Genomic DNA, 17,960 nt, shown 5'->3' with positions numbered 1-17,960 from the left:
GGCATATTCTTTTACGCCGTTTATTTCTATACATCCCTACGCCAGCATTATCCGGATCAGGTACGAAACAGCCCTAGCTGCTTCAGGGTTTAAAACATTTGGTAGTTTCCTCTCAGCCTGATTCATCAGACACCCCTAGTTCATGGCAAGTGTAGCATAAGCATTATGGATTTGTCAAGGGGAAGTAATTCCTTCCTATATTTCTGTACTTCCCCCTTATTACAAAGCCTTCAAAAGGAAGCTGCAAATATTATCAGTACATTTTATAATTGCATGACCCTCTCCTTTTAGGAAGTTGATTTCAGCTGCCGGTAACAGCCTCTTTATTCTTTCTACCGTTTCTTTCGAGGAAAGCATAATGTCCTTTTCTCCGGCAAAAACGCTTACAGGCATTGGCAGCCTTTTAAGGTCCTGATCACTGAATACAGGAATCTTCCCCATTCTATAATTAAAATTGTTCCGAATGCATTTCTGGTAGCTTAACATTTCTTCTGAAAGAGTTCTTCCCCCATTAATCTTTTTAATGAGTCCTTCCTCGCCTTTATCACCTAATAAACTGTAAAAAATAGCATAAGCAAGAAACGATGCTTTTTGCCTTCCCACACCGGAAGTTGATATGAGAACAAGCCTTTTTACATATTCCTGATATTTAACAGCAAATTTTAGAGCCATCCAGCCGCCAAGGGATAGTCCCACAAAAAAAGCATTGCTTACGCCCAGCTTTTCCATGAGATTCTTCAACCAGTTTGGGTAGGAATCATCTTCCAGGGACATTTGCAGTTCAAAGCTCTTTCCAGGCTCACCGGGAATATCTACTGCATAAACGTGAAAATGAGAAGCATATTCCTGCAGCTCTCCCAGCCACATTGCTGAATTCATACCAGAACCATGAAGTAAGATTACCGTTGGATGGTTTTCCTCGCCGCACTCTAAAACATGGGTTAAACCCTGGTCTGTCAGAATATCTGTTTCTTTTACAAAATTATATTTATTTAAGAATCTGTTATAGTACTTCAGTATTTCAGTTTTTGAGTTGTCTGTTTTATATATATTATTCATCTTTCCCTTAAATCCTTTTCGTTGTCCAATATTGTAATGATTGATATCATCTCAGTTATATACTCCGCATTTCCCCATAATAAAAGCTTGCATAAATTTCTTTCTTTATCATATTTAATATGAATTGTTGAACGTTCAAATACACCATCTTTACTGTTCATAACAGCTAATAGGGTATTAGATAATCTTTCAAACTTTTCTTTATCAACGGCTTTTATATCAATAACCGTTGAAATACTTATTCTGCTTCTTTCTGTATTACATTGTGAATTTTCAGTTGTAAACTTAATATTATTCTCTTCAATATCCAGCTGTATTATTTCATTTTTTTCCATACTGGGCATATTTTCCTTACCCATAAAATAATCTAAATCTGCCTTTGTAATTCGCCATTGTTTACCAACTTTAATTGCATTTAATTTACCATCAGTAATAAATCCACGTACTGTTTTATGATGCAGGCCCAGCAGATCGGCTACTTCATATATTGTTAGAATATTCTTCTCCATAGTATCCTCTTTACTATAATTCTTATATACGTATAAAATATCATCTTTGATAAAATAAGTCAAGAAGATATTTAACTTTATTGTATTTTGTTTAACTTTGTTTATATTTATTTAACTCTATGTAACAATACGGGATTTTTTTAAAATATTTTATATCTATTGAATCCTATATAATATCCTAATATTTATATAGATTAATTTATATCGATTGAATCCTATATAACATCCTAATATTTATATAGATTAATTTATATCGATTGAATCCTATATAACATCCTAAGATTTAATTATCTTTATACCCAAATCCTCCTTCGTTATTTTTTTCTCTGCTGACTTATTTTCTTCAGTCATTTTGAACATCTATATAAAGTAATGATATATTTAGAACAATATAAAGTTTCACTCATTGGAACGTGCACCCGCCGGGTGCACTACATAAAAGCTGCCCTTAAACACCTGGTCTAAGAGCAGCTTTTTTATCTTTACCTATTTATTTATATATCCAAAGCAGCATGATGTCCTTGATAGATAGCCGCTGTTATGTTAGAAACTCTACTACAGTCTCCGACTACAGCTACATTAGGTGCAACGTTATAGAGCTCTTCTACCACAGCTCTTCTTGCTTTCTGACCCAGGGCACAGATAACAGTCTCTCCTGCTATCAGAACTTCTTTACCTGATTCGTCCCTGCACAATACACCTTCTGTTGATACCTTCATTCCTTTATGTCCGGTATATACGGCTATTCCACTCTTATCAACTTCCTGGAGCAGAAGAGGACGATGTCTGATATTGGCATCGGGAGCCAGCTCGCTGTTCATCTCTACCAGACTTACCCGCTTACCTTCTCTTGCAAAATGGATGGCAATTTCAGCACCTGCCAGACCACCACCTAATACCACGACAGAATCCTTTACCTGGTCCTGCTTTTCGTGATAATCGGTTACTACAATGACGTTTTCGCCGTCAAGTCCAGGTATTTTCGGTACAATAGGTTCTGAGCCGACCGCTATGATAACGGCATCTGCCCCTTCCTTCTCCGCAGCGGCTCTGTCCACCTCTGTATTCAGACGGATGGTTACACCGGCTTCTTCTGCCAGCCTTCCAAGTCTTTCCCCCAGCTGATACATTTCGTATTTGAACGGTATCGCCTTTTCACCGATCAGGATACCTCCCACCTGAGCATTTTTATCACAAAGGATGACCTCATGCCCCCTTCTGGCTGCCGTATAGGCCGCCTGCAGACCTCCCGGTCCTCCTCCTACTACCAGTACTTTTTTCCTTTGTGCTGCCGGAGTGACCTCCATTCCGTCCATTTCCCGTCCAATGAGAGGATTAACGGTGCATCTTCTAGTTGAGGTTGTGGCCCGTTCTGCCATACAGGTATAGCAGCGAAGGCAAGGGATAATATAATCCTCCCTGTTGGTCATGACCTTCTTTGGTAATTCCGGATCTGCCAGAAGGGCTCTTGCCATTTCCACCACATCTGCTTTTCCCGAAGCTATGATTTCCTCCATCATTTCCGGATCATTTAAGGCACCAATCGTAGCAACGGGAACCTTGACATGTTTCTTTATCTCTTCTGCCAGATAAACATTGACTCCATGAGGCAGGAACATAGACGGATGGGTTACACCAAAACCTCTTTGATAGGTTCCGGCAGAAACATGGAGCAGATCGATCTTATCCTCCAATAACCTGGCTATTTCCACACCTTCTTCCAGTCCATAGCCGCCTTCAAACAATTCTGAACCGCTCATTCTGAATTCTATGGGGAATCCGGGACCAACGGCTTTTCGTATACTGTCCAGGACTTCCATGGCAAAACGCACACGATTCATTAGAGAACCGCCGTATCCATCCGTCCTTTTATTAAAGTAAGGTGATAAGAACTGATTGATAAGCCAGCCATGTCCGCCATGTACCATAACCATCTCAAAACCTGCCTTTTTAGCCAATGCCGCCTTTTCACCGTAGGCAGCTACGATTTCCTGAATCAGTTCTTCCGTCAGTTCCTTCACTTCTCTGCCATCAGGGCGTATACCTGCACTTGGTCCCCACTGTGAAAGGCTTTCCTTCTTCTCCTTGTCCACCAGATAAGTTCCCGCATACTGTCCGGAATGGGATAATTCCACACTGGGAATGGCACCATGTCTGCGGATGGCATCTGCTGTATAAGTAAAGCTTGCCAAAGACCCAACTGTCTGCAGATCCAAGTGAAACATATGGGAGGCTTCTGTCTTCGGATGCACCACAAGCTCGCTAACTGTTACCGCTGCTGCCCCACCTTTGGCACGCAGCTCATAAAAAGCGGTGGATTTAGGTCCTACGGTGCAGTCTGCGGTAATATCTGTTCCTCCCATGGGAGCTCCAAACATACGGTTTCTAAAAAACACATTACCTATTTGAATTGGTTTACTTAAATTCGGAAATTTACGTTCCATCTTTTTTCTCCTATTGCATATCCCGGACTTCTCAGGGATACTGCCACAAAGAAGAGTGAAAGAAGCCTATTGTGGCAGCCATTCTTTCTATTATTTTCTTTCACTCTTTCAAACATGCCGATACAGCCTTCCTGTCTACGGCAAGTACATAAAAGTAACTAAGCTTTCTGACTATCTTATTGTCTTTTCTTTAACATTCTATATAAAAAGGTCAATAACAAACCTGCTGCTGAAAATACCATTGCTATGAGAAACGCCTTGTTATAGCTGCCGCTGCCTCCATAAATATGATTGAGAATACTGGGGCCTGCATACCCTGCCAGTGCAAAACCGATGAACATGATGCCGTAATTGACACTGTTATATCTGGGTCCGAACTGGTCAGCTGTAAATCCCGGGAATACTCCCATAAATGCTCCAAAGCAGATACCGATAATGGAAATCCCAACATAGAACAAGGCGATATCCCCTTCTTTAGCCATAAATAAAAGTACCAGCCCCACAACGGAAAATACACAAGCAGCTGCAAGAGTATTAATACGGCCGATCCTGTCTGATATACTGCCTGCAAAAACCCGTCCGAAGACATTGAACAATGCCAGAGTAGAAACAGCCGCCGTTGCCGCGGTAGGAGAGATACCTATCATATTCTGGGCAATGGGAGAAATCATAGGTATGAACATCAATGCAGCAAAGGCACCACAGGTAAGCATCGTAATCATCACATAGAATTCAGGGGTAGCAAGCATTGCTTTCCAGTCCTTATCCTCTTTCTTCTTGCCTCCGGAAACAGCAGCCGGAGGGATAAAACCTTCCGGTACGAAATCTGCAGGGCATTTTTCAATGAACAAAGAACTGATACCAATAATTACAATAAAAGCTGCACCGATTACTTTAAAAGCTGTTGTAGGTCCCGTTGCGGAGATAATCATAGCAGCGATTGGCGGAATGATTACAGAGCTGATACCAAAAGTCGAGGTGGTCAGTCCTCCGACCAGGCCTCTTTTATCCGGGAAGAATTTGATACAGGTACTGATTGTTGCCCCATATACCATTCCCAGACCAAGTCCCAGTAAAAGACTGTAGGTAACAATCAGAAAACCAACACTGTCAGCAAAGCCTGACAGGAACATTCCGCCTCCAAACATCATGCCCCCAAGAAGAACTACAATCTTAGGTCCCAGGGTATCATTAATCTTACCTCCTGCAATCATGGTAATAGGTCCAACAGAATTGGCAAGGGTAAATACAATTGCCAGATCCTTTGCTGTTAGTGTAACCCCCTTTAACCCCCCTAAATATTCTGCCATAGGTCCTGCCAATACACTCCATGCATACAAGGAGCCAATACACAGGTTGATAAAACAGCTTGCCGTCAATATCAACCATCTCTTCTTTGTGTAACTCATAACCTTTCCTCCAACTTTGTTATTTTTATAACGTTATTTATATCACAAAGTTTTGAACATGTCAATATTGACATGTTCAATTAAATATGTTTATTTATACTTTCCTTATATGTATTACAGTTTAGAATTTTATCTATGTTTTTATTGACATTAGACTAATACCAATTTTTATACTAGTTAAAGGAAAGGTCTTATGAATTTACAGTATGAGGCAGATGTAAGACATTATTTCTTTGATATAGATTTTTAGAAGGTTAGCAATAAATAATTAGCTGTCTTAGGGTGTGTCTGAAAGCTGCTTGCACCGGGCTAAAGAGCTAAAGGTTCCACTCTGTGGGAGACACAAGGTGCGAATTTTGGGAAGCAGTGATGTTACATTCTCAAATTCGCAACGCAGAATACCTCAAAAATGGGGCATTCAGAACGGTACAATGAGTACTCAGACATACCCTGGCGAAAGAGCAAAAAGATATTGGAAATAGTTACAGAATTAGGATTAATTAATGCGAAAGACCGCTTATCTAAAAATTCAAAGAATAAGCGGTCTTCCTGTAAAAAAGATGTACCTGTATTAAGTATTTATAAATAAATATGTTTCTTATTTCTTTGCCTCTTCGCTATAACGAATGCATTCATTAAGCCAGGCTATTATATTCTCTTCCCGCATAATAGCTCCCCTCAGTACGATAAAATCGCCAAAACGGTCAGAGTCATGAGCAGGAGTCTCCGGATACTGCTCCGAGGTTTTTTTCAAAGTATTCAGGCGCTTGATATGCTGCTGCCTTTGATTTTCCAGCAGATGAATCCTTGTCTGCAGATCCAGGTTATTGGAAAAATACATTCGAAGGCGGAATATATCTTTGGGTGTCTGCTGAATCTTTTCATCTTTATGCAGCCACTGGATAAATTCATCCCGGCCTTTATCCGTTATGGTGTACCTTTTGGATTCCAGGATATCCCCGCTGATTTCAATATCATATATGACCAGCTTTTCTTCAAATAATTTCTTTAATTCCGGATATATCTGGCTATGATTGGCATACCAGAATTCGGCTAATTCATAGTTAAATTCTTTTGCAATCTCATAACCTGTCATGGGATGTCTCATCAACAATCCCAGAATGGCATACTTTAAGGCTCTCATAACAGTCTCCTTGGAATAATGATTCATAAAAAGGTATTTTATTCTTTTATAACTATAACATATCAGTACCAGTAGTCAAGTTCGTTCTATTTTGAGATTTTATTAACTTATTTTAAGATTTTAATTAATTTACTAAATTTTTCCCAAAGGTCTTGACATTCTTTTACTCAGCCGATATACTTGCGATGTATTCCTAATCAATACGCAAATCTATGTAACTTATTAACCTTGAATCGAAAGGAGGACAATTATGATGTACTTAAAATTTACAACCAACAACTTAACAGCAAGCAACAGAGGTCTGATTGTCCTGGCGTCAATTTAAGGTTCTATATATCTATATAAGCGAATGGTAGATTTTACTTTCTCGTATAAAAACGGCTTGAAATATAGCATTTTTATATCTGGGAATAAAACCAATTTCAGCTTATTTAATTCCTTAATTGTTTTCTGGCACTATGGATAACAGCACCTCTTTAGGTGCTATTTTTGCGCCATAGAAAGGGATTAGCAATTGATATCAATTAACGGAACCTATACCTCTGCTACTATTTTCACCACTACAAACACTGAGACAAATATAGATGATTACGCCCTTGCCCAGCTTCAGATGCTCTGTGACAATGAGTCCAGCAAAGACTGTAAAATCCGGGTCATGCCGGATGTTCACCCGGGTAAAGTCGGTACCATCGGACTTACCATGACCATAGGAGAAAGAATTCTACCAAACCTTGTGGGAATCGATATGGGCTGCGGCATGACAATGGTACAGATCAATACCAAAAGAATAGAATATCAAAAGCTCGACACTGTCATTCGGGAGAAGGTTCCTTCTGGAACGCATATTCATTCCAAAGTTCCTCCCTCTGCAGTGAATTTTGACTTCACCTCACTCTGCTGCTTTCGGTATATCAGACAGGATAAGGCACTACTAAGTCTTGGAACCTTAGGCGGAGGCAACCACTTTATAGAGATAGACCAGGATGATGACGGCAGTTACTATGCGGTCGTTCATTCGGGCAGCCGTCATTTGGGTAAGGAAGTCACGGAATATTACCTGAGGGAAGGTCAGAAGCAGTTAAAGGAAAATGGTATCAACATTCCCTTTGAACTGACCTATCTGGAAGGAGAATTAAAGAAACAGTATCTTAACGACCTGCAGATTGTTCAAAAGTATGCTGCACTGAACCGTGAACTTATCCTGGACGCACTTGCAAAAGGTATGAAATGGAAGCTTACCGGTATCAACTCCTGCATTCATAATTATGTAGAAGCAGCAGATACTACTTATAATGAAATGCCAATTCTGCGCAAAGGGGCTATTTCTGCAAAGAAAGGGGAGAATGTAATCATTCCGGTTAACATGCGTGATGGCGTTATTATTGGCACCGGCCTTGGAAATGAAGCCTGGAACTGCTCTGCTCCCCATGGTGCCGGACGCATTATGAAACGGGAGGATGTGAAATCTCATTTTACACTTTCCTCTTTTAAAGCTGAAATGAAAGGCATCTACTCCTCCTGTGTCAAGAAAGATACTCTGGATGAAGCACCTTTTGCATATCGCAGACTTGATGAAATAAGCGAAGCTATGAAAGAAACCGTAACTGTAAATAAAATAATCCGTCCTGTCTATAATTATAAAGCCGGCGGATATTAAATATGCTGCGTTAAGTTTTACCTCTTCAGATATAAAAACATAGTAAATATAAAAACATAGTAAATTTATGAATTTTTATACCCTGAAGAGGAAAAAACCAGATTCAGCTTATATAGAAAGCAGGTATCAGAAAATGGCTGTATTTAGGGAAACCCCTTGTAAATACTATATTTCCTTTGGTAAATGTAGTAAAAACAGAGAAGCCTGTCACACAGGTTATTGCCAGCATTGTGACAAGTATTACCCTCGTGCCAAGGTCAGACATATAAATAAAAAGAAGCAATATAATGAGAAGGCCCGTATGTAAGTTGTCTTAATTTTCTCATCTCTTTCCAGCTAAAGGAATACACTGACAACTGCTATTCAAGCCTGGAAAGGGATGGTATCAAAGCTTATGTTACGTAAAGACCCGTGGCAAGCTGCTAGCACTGAATGTTTTGCCTTGCTCGGCAGAGCTCCCTACTCTAAAAAATAAATTGTTAATTATCATAGGAAAAATTGAATCCGCCCCACATATAATTAATCAAGTAAGCTGTTCTGTTCAATCCATACCTTATCTCAATAGAGAGGAGTTACTCTATGACAACGAACCTGCAATTTGATATACAAAGGCGAATTGTTTCACATATGACCACAAAGTCCTGGAACACCATTCCCCATGTTTCCTATCTTTATGAACCTGACATAACTGATTTTTATAACGAATATGAAAAATTCAATCACACCTACGTTAAAAAAATAAGCTTTAATACGATAATGCTGCGGACAATTGTAGAAGGACTAAAGAGTGCTCCTTCCCTTAATGCTACTTTATCTTATCACCCGAAAAAAATCAAAGGAACCCTTACTCTCCATGAAAATATAAATATCAGCCTCCCCTGGCTGCTGCCGGACGGGAAAATGATTACGCCTGTAATTGTTCATACGGAAAATAAAACCCTCACCGGCCTCTCTTCTTCCATTTCTGAAATGAGGAAAAAATATCTCACACAAATATAGATGAGCTGCTTTATAAAGCTGCTCTTCAGGACACGATATCAGAACTGAAAAAAATGCATCTGGGAATTATAAGGCGTATTCTGGCCGCTCAGCTTGGTCCTCAGCCTATGAAAGGTCTTACCGGAAAAGAAAAAAATAAATACTATAATTCCCCCGAAATGCACCTGTCATCCAGGAATTTAACCAGGGGAACCGTTACTATTTCAAACATAGGCAGTATTTACAAAGAACAGACCGGCTGTTTTGCCCTGTTAGAAATCATACCACCACAAGTTTTTGCAGTTGGTCTGGGAGCTATCCAGGAAAAGCCCGGTGTCTACATTAACGATGACGGTGTTAAAACTATAGGTATCAGAAAAACACTTCCCATGTGCTTGGCCTTTGACCATCGAGCCGTGGATTTCTCCACGTTGATTCCCTTCTTAAAAACCATGGATCAGATTTTTCAGTCACCGTATATTATTTATACCTGGTAAACCATATATAATACGCACTTGATTGTTGACCAGTTATAAGTACCTTTTGATCTTATTGCACCGCCCATAACTTAATGCTATAATTATCCCGTTGTAAATTTAAATCTAAATCATCAATTAACTAAACTCTTACAATAAATTCACCCAATCAGAAAGAAGGTATACCAATGAAAAAGCAAAGTTTATATTTGGAATGCTACTCAGGCATCAGCGGCGATATGACTGTCGGCGCATTGCTGGATTTGGGAGCAGATAAGGATGTTTTGCTGAACGGCTTAAAGAGTCTCAATGTTGACGGTTACAAAATAGAAATTACCAGAAAATTAAGGAACAGTATAGATGCCTGTGACTTTAATGTTATTTTAGAGAAAGACAATCATGACCATGATATGGATTATCTCTTCGGTCACGAGAAAGCTGTTCAACCTGCCAATGCTGTCACTTCAAAATCCTATAAGCTGAAAAGCCCGGCACAGGCTCACAACACCGGGTCACTAAAATTACATGGTACCGCTCAAGTACATGACCACAATCATGAGCATACCCATGACCATAATCACTCTGGTGCCTCCGAATCAATGGCACCCCATGAACATAGCCATAAACATGAGCCTATTCATACCCATGACCATCCCCACAGCCACTCAATTGCCGCATCCCATCTGCACTACGGTCATCACGAACACAGGAATCTTCAGGATATTTATTCCATAATTGATGCTTCCTCCATCACAGACAATGCCAAAGCAATAGCCAAAAGAATCTTTCTCATCATCGCCGAGGCAGAATCCAAAGCCCACGGCAAGTCCCTTGAGGAAGTTCACTTTCATGAAGTAGGTGCTACCGACTCCATCGTAGATATAACCGCTGCCGCCATCTGCCTGGATAATTTGAATATCAGTGAAGTATATGTATCCGAACTATACGAAGGCCGCGGTCAGATCACCTGCCAGCATGGAGTTCTTCCCATTCCCGTTCCGGCAGTGGTAAATATCTCCTCAAAATACAGCCTAAAGCTTCATCTGACGCAAGTCAAAGGAGAGCTGGTCACCCCCACCGGTGCCGCCATTGCTGCAGCCATCAGAACAAAGGAAGACCTGCCCTCTAATTTTACAATCAGCAGAATTGGACTAGGTACCGGAAAAAGAGCCTATGAGCAGACAAGCTTCTTAAGAGCTATGCTGATTGAGGAAGCTGAAACTGCATTACCCAACACCATTCCTGATACGGTCTGGGTTTTGGAAGCAAACCTTGACGACTGCTCCGGTGAAGTACTTGGACATACCATGGATATCCTGCTGAAAGCCGGTGCCAAAGATGTGTATTACACTCCCATCTATATGAAGAAGAACCGGCCGGCTTATCTATTAGGCGTTATTTGTGCAGAAAAGGATATTCCTGCAGTAGAAGAGCTGATCTTTACACATACCACTACCATAGGCATCCGCAGACAGGAAATGAAACGAACAACCTTAAACAGAAGCTTCACGACTATTCAGACACCCTATGGTGAAGCCACTGTAAAGATCTGCCGCTATTCAGATAAGACTTTCTGTTATCCGGAAGGGGACAGCATCCGAAGTCTGTCCTTAAGCTCCGGTTTGGATTATACCACTTTATACAGTCTGGTTCAGACCCTGGCTCTTAGGTTATGACCTTTATTTGAATTACATGAAACATTGTAGCTTTAAGAAAAGCCATTTAAAAATTGTCCAACAGCATCCGTGCTAAAAAGTGGTATCTATACCGCTCCTCAGGATTACTTTCGTTATAGAGGGCCTGACAGATTATAGCTTATACGTTATTCTTTACAAAGTCTGTTTATCTGGGTTGCCATATAACCTGCACCAAAGCCGTTATCAATATTAACCACTGCCAACCCTTCTGCACAGGAATTGAGCATGGTCAGCAACGCAGAGACACCTCCAAAGCTTGTACCATAACCTACGGAGGTGGGCACTGCGATAACCGGCTTGTCTACAAGTCCAGCTAATACTCCGCCTAAAGCTCCCTCCATCCCTGCAACCGCTACAATACAGTTTGCTTTCTGAATTTCCTCCAGTTTAGCAAATAACCTGTGAATTCCGGCAACACCTACATCATAGATCCTAACTACATTACTACCAAAAAATTCTGCTGTTCTGGCTGCTTCCTCTGCTACCGGAATATCTGCCGTACCACCGGTACATACCGCTACCAGGCCTGTCCGCTCTTTCTTCTCTTTCTCAACCGATAGAATTCTGGATAAAGGGTCATAAGTCACGTTATCCAATACCTTCTTCACTTCTTCGTACTGTTCTTTGCTGGCCCTTGTTCCAAGCACGTCCGTATCATGAAGATAGAACCTGCGATAAATCTCTGTCAGATGTTCATTGCTTTTTCCCTGACAGAAAACCACTTCTCCAAAACCGCTTCTAAAATGTCTGTGATGATCTAATTTGGCAAAGTCCAGATCTTCATAAGGCATTTTTTTTAATAAATCTGCGGCTTCATCAAGTTCTATTTCACCCTTTTTAACCTGCTCCAGAAATTTGTAAACATCCATCCTTCTAACCCAACCTTTCTCAAAGCCTGCACAATAAACTACAGGCAAATTATTTAAAATTTAAAGCTTAATTTATATACTGACAATCATTCATCTCTTTACAAGCCTATGAAATTACACGGATTAAACTTAGAAAAGTTTATCTCTCTTAATAATATATTTCTTTCCTGCAAAAACAAGGTGTAGTTATGTCTTTTCTGATTCATACTAATTGTATTTAATAGAAATTATTGATTAGAGAATCTGGCACCATTAATTTTTTCATTACTGGAACTTTCAATCATGCCAATTTTAGAATAAAGTAACTAAAAAGCAGTTCTTATATAAATATAAAGATGTCCAGCACGGGAGGTATCAACACATGAACACTAAAAATAATAGCCAGATACTTATACTATCCGCACTTATGGCTGCCTTAACCTGTATTGCAACTATGATAATCAAAGTCCCGACACCTGCACTTGGGTATATTCACTTCGGTGATGGCATGGTCCTTCTGTCCGGTATCTTATTAGGACCGGTCTATGGAAGTCTTGCCGCTGGTATCGGCTCCTTGTTTGCAGACATATTATCCGGATATGCCGGCTTTGCTCCTGCCACTTTAATTATTAAAGCCTTTGCGGCACTTCTCGGTGGTTATATATACCATGCGATTTGCAGACATACCCTTAGACAGAATAATCGTATTCTTGGTGTTATTGCCGGAGGGCTGGGTGCCGGGGCCATCGTGGTGACGGGATATTACCTGTTTTCAGCCTTTATCCTTGGGATGGGGGTAAAAGCAGCACTGATTGATATTCCCTTTAATCTGGTTCAGACTGTATTTGCAATACTAGGAGCATCCCTCCTGCTGCCGGTACTGGATAAGGTACCTGTAGTCAGAAAAGTAATTTATAAAAGATCTTAATATGCATCATCCTCAGTGATATATCATAGCACAAGTTCTAATTGCTTTCAATGCAGTGATGCCCAAACCCCTCTCTGGAAAAATGACGGAGGGGTTTCGTTTTCCTTTCATATCATACTTCTATATGTGAGATAAGCTTATATCACAGAATCTTGTCCAATCCCGTTAGAATAGAATTTATTTCAGTATTTTTTACACCTTTCTGTCAAATTCTTTAGATTACCATTTATTGTAAATTAAAATAGTACATGTTATAATGGGTGGGATTTATAATCTAGGAACTACAATGGCGTATTCCTAAATTAACCGGATAAATGATGCACATAAGCTTAACAGTTCCATAGGATTTTAAATCTATATGAGTTAAATTTAGCAGCTTTCAGGTAACATTCCAATCAATTTGGTATTTCTGCCTGGGAGTATCTTTCATAATTTAACTTACATACTCCCTCTGCGCAAGATAAATTTAGCTGTGGTCGACATCATTTAATCCTAACATTATATAGAAAGAGGGATGTAAATGAGAAAAAAAGTCACAGCAGCACTCTCCGTCATCGTGTTGACAGTAACTTCCGTACTGGCTAATCCGTTTCTTCAATACCCCCAGGCAGCAGATTTACCGGCAGCTTCCGGGATTTTGTACAACGGAACTAAGACCGGGGGCAGTTCCAAGCCAGTAAATGCAGGTGAACTTAAGGGGTATGAAGGAAGCATTGGCGCTTCAGCAAAGAACAAAATTGTAACCGTTATTGTAGAGCTTGATAACTCTCCCCTTCTGGAACAGTATCTGAGCAGTACCAGTCTAATGCGTTCCGGCGTTTCAAACAGCTTCGAGGAATTTAATCAATCATCCGAAGCAGACAGAATAACTTCTGATATTTTGAAACAGCAGGATACTGTCATTAATCAAATCTCGGCTAAGCATTTCGCAGCCTCAACACCACAAGTATTATACCGCTATACTACTGTCATGAATGGTTTTGCTATCAGGACCAGTTATGGAGCCATTGAAACCATTAAATCCTTAAAAGGCGTTAAGACGGCTTATGAAGCTCCTGTTTATGACAAGATTGATCCTGTCATGGATTCAAGTACCGAAACCATTGGCGCAACAGCCCTTTGGGATTTAAACTATAAAGGTGACAGAACAGCTGTAGCAATCGTTGATACAGGTTTAGATACCGGTCATCCAGGGTTTGGAGTGATGCCTGCTAATCCTAAGTTCAGTGATCCCTCCTCTTTGCAGGGGAAAATCTCAAATAGTACAACAGGACTTCAGTCCGGTATAACTGATGCCTCCAAGACCTACGTCAATTCAAAAATTCCATATGCCTATGACTATGCTGACAGGGACACCAATGTAACTCCCAGCACCGAATCCGTTGTACAAAACGGCAATGACCATGGTACCCACGTAGCCGGTACCGTTGCTGCTCCGGACGGAGATTCCGATGGTATTACAGGGGTTGCTCCCGAAGCACAGCTTATGATTATGAAGGTATTCAGTGATGTATTAGGAGATACCGGTGCTTATACGGAAGACATTCTGGCAGCCATTGAAGATGCCGTTGTTCTTGGTGCCGATGTCATAAATATGAGTCTTGGCTCTCCCAGTGGTTTTACCGACGAAGGAGAAGCTTCCATATCAGATGTATATGCAAGAGTAGAAAGTGCCGGAATTACTATGGCAGTATCAGCCGGCAACAGCTACAGCAGTTCCTATACCAATGGATTTAAGGACCTGACACCAAGCGGACTTGCTTTAGCCGCTAATCCCGATACCTCTGTAGTAGGCTCACCGTCCGTATATAGGACCCCTTTGTCTGTAGCAAGCGTTGTAAATACCAACTATCATGCTTATTATTTTGAAGCAGCAGAGAAAAGGATTACCTACACAGAAACAGCTGCCGGAGACCAGCCGCTCTTCTCTGCCCTGTCAACTGTTTCAGGCGGAGCGATTCAATATGTTGCGGTTCCCAATGTGGGAAATAACTCAGATTATGCAAATATTGATGTTGCCGGTAAAATTGCTCTGGTTAACAGAGGTTCCATCTCCTTTAATGACAAATTAATCTTTGCAAGAAATCATGGTGCTGTCGGTTTGATTGTTTCAAATAATACTACCGGAACTATCAGTATGCAGCTGACAGATTATGATATTCCCGCAGTTTCCATAACCCAGGAAGACGGGTTCTATCTGCGCGGCCTGGCAGAAACTGTATTACAGGTATCAGGCGAGACAGGTCAGTTTCCTGACAGCCTTGCTAACCAACCCTCTGATTTTTCCTCCTGGGGTATAACACCGGATCTGAAGCTGAAACCGGAAATTGCAGCTCCCGGCGAGAATATCTATTCTACATTGCCTGGCGGCAAATATGGTTCCATGAGCGGTACCTCCATGGCTTCTCCTCATATCGCAGGTACCTATGCTCTGGTGAAACAGTATCTGAATGAGATCTATGGTGACAGTTTAAGCTCTGCAGAAAAAGCGGAACTGGCAACCAACCTGCTTATGAGTACTGCCAGCCCTTCCGTTACAAAGGCGAATGTACCTTTTTCACCCCGTAAACAAGGCAGCGGTATCGTCAATGTTTATAATGCCGTTAACTCAGGAGCTTATCTCTATACCGACGAAGCTGATGGTGCTGAAGGAAGACCGAAACTGAATCTCGGTGATGACGTTTCAAAGGCCGGTACTTTTACAAAGTCCTTCCATGTTCGCAGTATTACAGGTTCAGCCATAACTTATACACCACAGTCAGCTGTGTTATCTGAAAATCTCCTGTTATCCGATTATGGAAATTTTATAGCTGAAAGCCCGTTGGATATCAGTGAATACGCTCAGGTTACACTGTCTGTTAACGGAAACACTCTTGTATCCGGCAGTGCCATTACTTTAGACCCCGGAGCAGATGTTCAGGTAGATGTTACCATCCAGCTTGATGATACCATAAAGCAGGTACTTGACAGCTACTATGAAAATGGAGAATTTATAGACGGCTACATAACTCTTGTATCTGATGGAATAGACCTGTCAGTTCCTTTCCTGGGCTTTTATGGAGACTGGAGCCAGGCACCTCTATTTGATTCCGGTTCCGCAAGTAATCTGGAAGGCTTCCAGCAGACAATTAATACACTGTATACACAGACACCGGAAGGTTACAGCTATCTTGGCGTTAATCCTTTTGATAGCACTGCATATACATTAATTGGTGATTATAATCCTTATCTGTACAGTGATCTGTATGAATACTACGACCCTTTTGCAGCAACTGAAAAGATAGCCATATCCCCCAATGCAGACGGTTACTTTGATGGCCTTGATATCGCCCAGCTAAGCCTTCTTCGTAACGCCAGAGTCCTGCACTATGAAATTACCGATCAGGAGGGTAACAAATTATCTTCCTATACTTCCAATTATGAGAGAAAGACTCATTATGTATCCAGCCAGCGGGCAATCGTTCCGACTTATCTGGATGTATATTATACCGGAACTGACAAAAATGGTAATCCCCTTCCCAATAACTCTGTTGTTACCCTCACCGTTACAGGAGAGCTGGATTATGATGCCCATAGTCAGAATAATGCAAGAAGCAGTCTGGTATTCCCTATCACCATTGACACTGAGAAGCCTGCTCTTGTAGGTGTCGTATCAGATGAGGATACCCTGCAGCTTGCCGTAAAGGATAATCAGTATGTAGCTTCCGTAGCTCTTTATGATAAATCTAACCCGGCAAGTCCCATAACTGTTCTTTTGGCAAATGAGAGCGAAGCAGGCAGGCAGACCTCCTTCCTCCTTGATAAGAGTGACCTGGCTATTACAGATATCCCGTTATCAGAGTTAGCCGTAACAGTATATGATTATGCTATGAACAGTGAAAGCTTTGATCTTGACAATATTCCTTCACCGGAACCTACAGTTACTGTTATTCCGACACCTACCGTAACTGTAAGCCCTGAACCCACTGTAACTGTATCTCCCGAACCCACAGTTACTGCTACACCAACTCCTACCGTAACTATAAGTCCTGAACCCACTGTAACTGTATCTCCTGAACCCACAGTTACTGCTTCGCCGTCACCTACAGTTACCGCTTCACCTTCACCTACGGCAACTGTTACACCAACCGTGACTTACTCACCTACCCAGTCACCTTCAACTCCGGAGCCTACTGTAACTACTACTCCTACCGCAACTCCTACTGCTACACCTACACCAACCATAGCTCCCGATTATTCCAAGGAAGCTACTGTAGCCATAAGCAGTAAAACCCTGTATCTTAAAGAAACAGCTAAGGTAAGTGTAACTTTACCGGAGGAAGTGACCAGTAAGGATAAGGTTAAGATTTCCTATTCAACCTCCAATTCCAAAACAGCCACTGTATCCTCCAAAGGTGTTGTAACAGCAAAGGCTGCCGGTTCTGCTGTAATTAAGGTAAAAGTAACTGTTAACTCTTACTCCACTACCTACAATTTAAAGGTAACAGTTAAGAAACCTTATATAAGCTTTACCAAAAAGATAGCTTCCTTAAAGGTTGGCAAGAGTTATACCTTTAAAGCCACTGCTTATGGAACAAAGGAGAAAGTAACCTATTCTGTTTCAAACACCAGACTAGCTGCAATTAACTCAACTACCGGCAAATTAACTGCGAAGAAGGCTGGTACCGTTTATGTTATTGCCACTTCCGGCAATTATGTAAAGAAATATAAGCTAGTAATTAAATAACTCTTTTTTACCAATAAATTTCACTAAATTCAGGTATTTAACATTCTTTTGATTTTGGAATGCTTCAATTAAATATACTTGTAAT

At 40.9% G+C, this 17,960-nt stretch carries 13 protein-coding genes and 1 riboswitch; of the genes, 7 read left to right on the top strand and 6 right to left on the bottom strand.

Annotation, left to right across the window (positions count from 1 at the left end; translation table 11 throughout):
• Positions 1–16 precede the first annotated feature (16 nt).
• A riboswitch (TPP riboswitch) is annotated at positions 17–147 on the bottom strand.
• Between the two features lie 72 nt (positions 148–219).
• The 5 genes from BR73_RS0107075 to BR73_RS0107055 all read right to left on the bottom strand — a co-directional run bounded on the left by BR73_RS0107075 (position 220) and on the right by BR73_RS0107055 (position 6,565).
• Positions 220–1,059 carry an alpha/beta hydrolase gene (locus BR73_RS0107075; protein WP_033164969.1) on the bottom strand — a complete coding sequence of 280 codons (840 nt, stop codon included), beginning with the start codon at positions 1,057–1,059 and terminating at the stop codon, positions 220–222.
• Entirely contained in the window at positions 1,056–1,568 is a 513-nt protein-coding gene (locus tag BR73_RS0107070) for a helix-turn-helix domain-containing protein (RefSeq protein WP_033164968.1), read from the bottom strand. Before BR73_RS0107070 ends, BR73_RS0107075 begins: the two co-directional genes overlap by 4 nt.
• A 494-nt stretch (positions 1,569–2,062) precedes the next feature.
• The gene (locus BR73_RS0107065) at positions 2,063–4,012 is read right to left on the bottom strand and encodes an FAD-dependent oxidoreductase (protein ID WP_033164967.1); all 1,950 of its coding nucleotides are present in this window, start codon (positions 4,010–4,012) and stop codon (positions 2,063–2,065) included.
• Positions 4,013–4,188: 176 nt separating this feature from the next.
• Positions 4,189–5,421 carry an OFA family MFS transporter gene (locus BR73_RS0107060; RefSeq protein ID WP_033164966.1) on the bottom strand — a complete coding sequence of 411 codons (1,233 nt, stop codon included), beginning with the start codon at positions 5,419–5,421 and terminating at the stop codon, positions 4,189–4,191.
• Positions 5,422–6,019: 598 nt separating this feature from the next.
• A complete protein-coding gene (locus BR73_RS0107055) occupies positions 6,020–6,565 on the bottom strand; it encodes a PadR family transcriptional regulator (protein WP_033164965.1) in 546 nt (181 codons plus the stop codon).
• Positions 6,566–7,079: 514 nt separating this feature from the next.
• Between BR73_RS0107055 and BR73_RS0107050 the strand changes: the two genes are divergently transcribed.
• The 5 genes from BR73_RS0107050 (at position 7,080) to larC (ending at position 11,352) form a co-directional block, all read left to right on the top strand.
• A complete protein-coding gene (locus tag BR73_RS0107050; RefSeq protein ID WP_033164964.1) occupies positions 7,080–8,222 on the top strand; it encodes an RNA-splicing ligase RtcB in 1,143 nt (380 codons plus the stop codon).
• Between the two features lie 133 nt (positions 8,223–8,355).
• Positions 8,356–8,529, top strand: coding sequence for a hypothetical protein (locus BR73_RS29070; RefSeq protein ID WP_197032627.1), 174 nt, complete (start codon positions 8,356–8,358; stop codon positions 8,527–8,529).
• A 272-nt stretch (positions 8,530–8,801) separates the two neighbouring features.
• A complete protein-coding gene (locus BR73_RS29330; protein WP_051685025.1) occupies positions 8,802–9,221 on the top strand; it encodes a 2-oxo acid dehydrogenase subunit E2 in 420 nt (139 codons plus the stop codon).
• Positions 9,222–9,274: 53 nt separating this feature from the next.
• Positions 9,275–9,697, top strand: a complete 423-nt coding sequence (locus BR73_RS29325) for a 2-oxo acid dehydrogenase subunit E2 (RefSeq protein WP_051685024.1) — start codon at positions 9,275–9,277, stop codon at positions 9,695–9,697.
• A 167-nt stretch (positions 9,698–9,864) separates the two neighbouring features.
• On the top strand, positions 9,865–11,352 hold the full coding sequence (gene larC / locus BR73_RS0107040) for a nickel pincer cofactor biosynthesis protein LarC (RefSeq protein ID WP_033164963.1): 1,488 nt from the start codon (positions 9,865–9,867) through the stop codon (positions 11,350–11,352).
• 146 nt (positions 11,353–11,498) lie between these two features.
• Here larC and larB read toward each other — a convergent pair whose 3' ends face one another.
• Positions 11,499–12,242: a nickel pincer cofactor biosynthesis protein LarB gene (larB, locus tag BR73_RS0107035; protein ID WP_033164962.1), complete on the bottom strand. Its 744-nt coding sequence runs from the start codon at positions 12,240–12,242 to the stop codon at positions 11,499–11,501.
• 361 nt (positions 12,243–12,603) lie between these two features.
• On the opposite strand from larB, the gene BR73_RS0107030 reads away from it, so the two are divergent.
• Positions 12,604–13,149, top strand: a complete 546-nt coding sequence (locus BR73_RS0107030; protein ID WP_033164961.1) for an ECF transporter S component — start codon at positions 12,604–12,606, stop codon at positions 13,147–13,149.
• Positions 13,150–13,669: 520 nt separating this feature from the next.
• Positions 13,670–17,875, top strand: coding sequence for a S8 family serine peptidase (locus tag BR73_RS29600; protein WP_033164960.1), 4,206 nt, complete (start codon positions 13,670–13,672; stop codon positions 17,873–17,875).
• Positions 17,876–17,960: the final 85 nt, after the last annotated feature.

Origin of the sequence: Clostridium sp. KNHs205 (assembly GCF_000702945.1) — a bacterium.
Lineage (GTDB): Bacteria > Bacillota > Clostridia > Lachnospirales > Lachnospiraceae > Anaerocolumna.
Note: the sequence above shows the minus strand (reverse complement) of the source record. Positions and strands in the feature narration are given on the sequence as shown.

What these genes read in the sequence shown, in the direction of transcription:
- BR73_RS29330 (WP_051685025.1), top strand. Translation starts at nt 8,802, where the DNA reads ATGACAACGAACCTGCAATTTGATATACAAAGGCGAATTGTTTCACAT.
- BR73_RS0107030 (WP_033164961.1), top strand. Translation starts at nt 12,604, where the DNA reads ATGAACACTAAAAATAATAGCCAGATACTTATACTATCCGCACTTATG.
- larC (WP_033164963.1), top strand. Translation starts at nt 9,865, where the DNA reads ATGAAAAAGCAAAGTTTATATTTGGAATGCTACTCAGGCATCAGCGGC.
- BR73_RS29325 (WP_051685024.1), top strand. Translation starts at nt 9,275, where the DNA reads ATGCATCTGGGAATTATAAGGCGTATTCTGGCCGCTCAGCTTGGTCCT.
- BR73_RS29070 (WP_197032627.1), top strand. Translation starts at nt 8,356, where the DNA reads ATGGCTGTATTTAGGGAAACCCCTTGTAAATACTATATTTCCTTTGGT.
- BR73_RS29600 (WP_033164960.1), top strand. Translation starts at nt 13,670, where the DNA reads ATGAGAAAAAAAGTCACAGCAGCACTCTCCGTCATCGTGTTGACAGTA.
- BR73_RS0107055 (WP_033164965.1), bottom strand. Translation starts at nt 6,565, where the DNA reads ATGAGAGCCTTAAAGTATGCCATTCTGGGATTGTTGATGAGACATCCC.
- larB (WP_033164962.1), bottom strand. Translation starts at nt 12,242, where the DNA reads ATGGATGTTTACAAATTTCTGGAGCAGGTTAAAAAGGGTGAAATAGAA.
- BR73_RS0107070 (WP_033164968.1), bottom strand. Translation starts at nt 1,568, where the DNA reads ATGGAGAAGAATATTCTAACAATATATGAAGTAGCCGATCTGCTGGGC.
- BR73_RS0107065 (WP_033164967.1), bottom strand. Translation starts at nt 4,012, where the DNA reads ATGGAACGTAAATTTCCGAATTTAAGTAAACCAATTCAAATAGGTAAT.
- BR73_RS0107060 (WP_033164966.1), bottom strand. Translation starts at nt 5,421, where the DNA reads ATGAGTTACACAAAGAAGAGATGGTTGATATTGACGGCAAGCTGTTTT.
- BR73_RS0107075 (WP_033164969.1), bottom strand. Translation starts at nt 1,059, where the DNA reads ATGAATAATATATATAAAACAGACAACTCAAAAACTGAAATACTGAAG.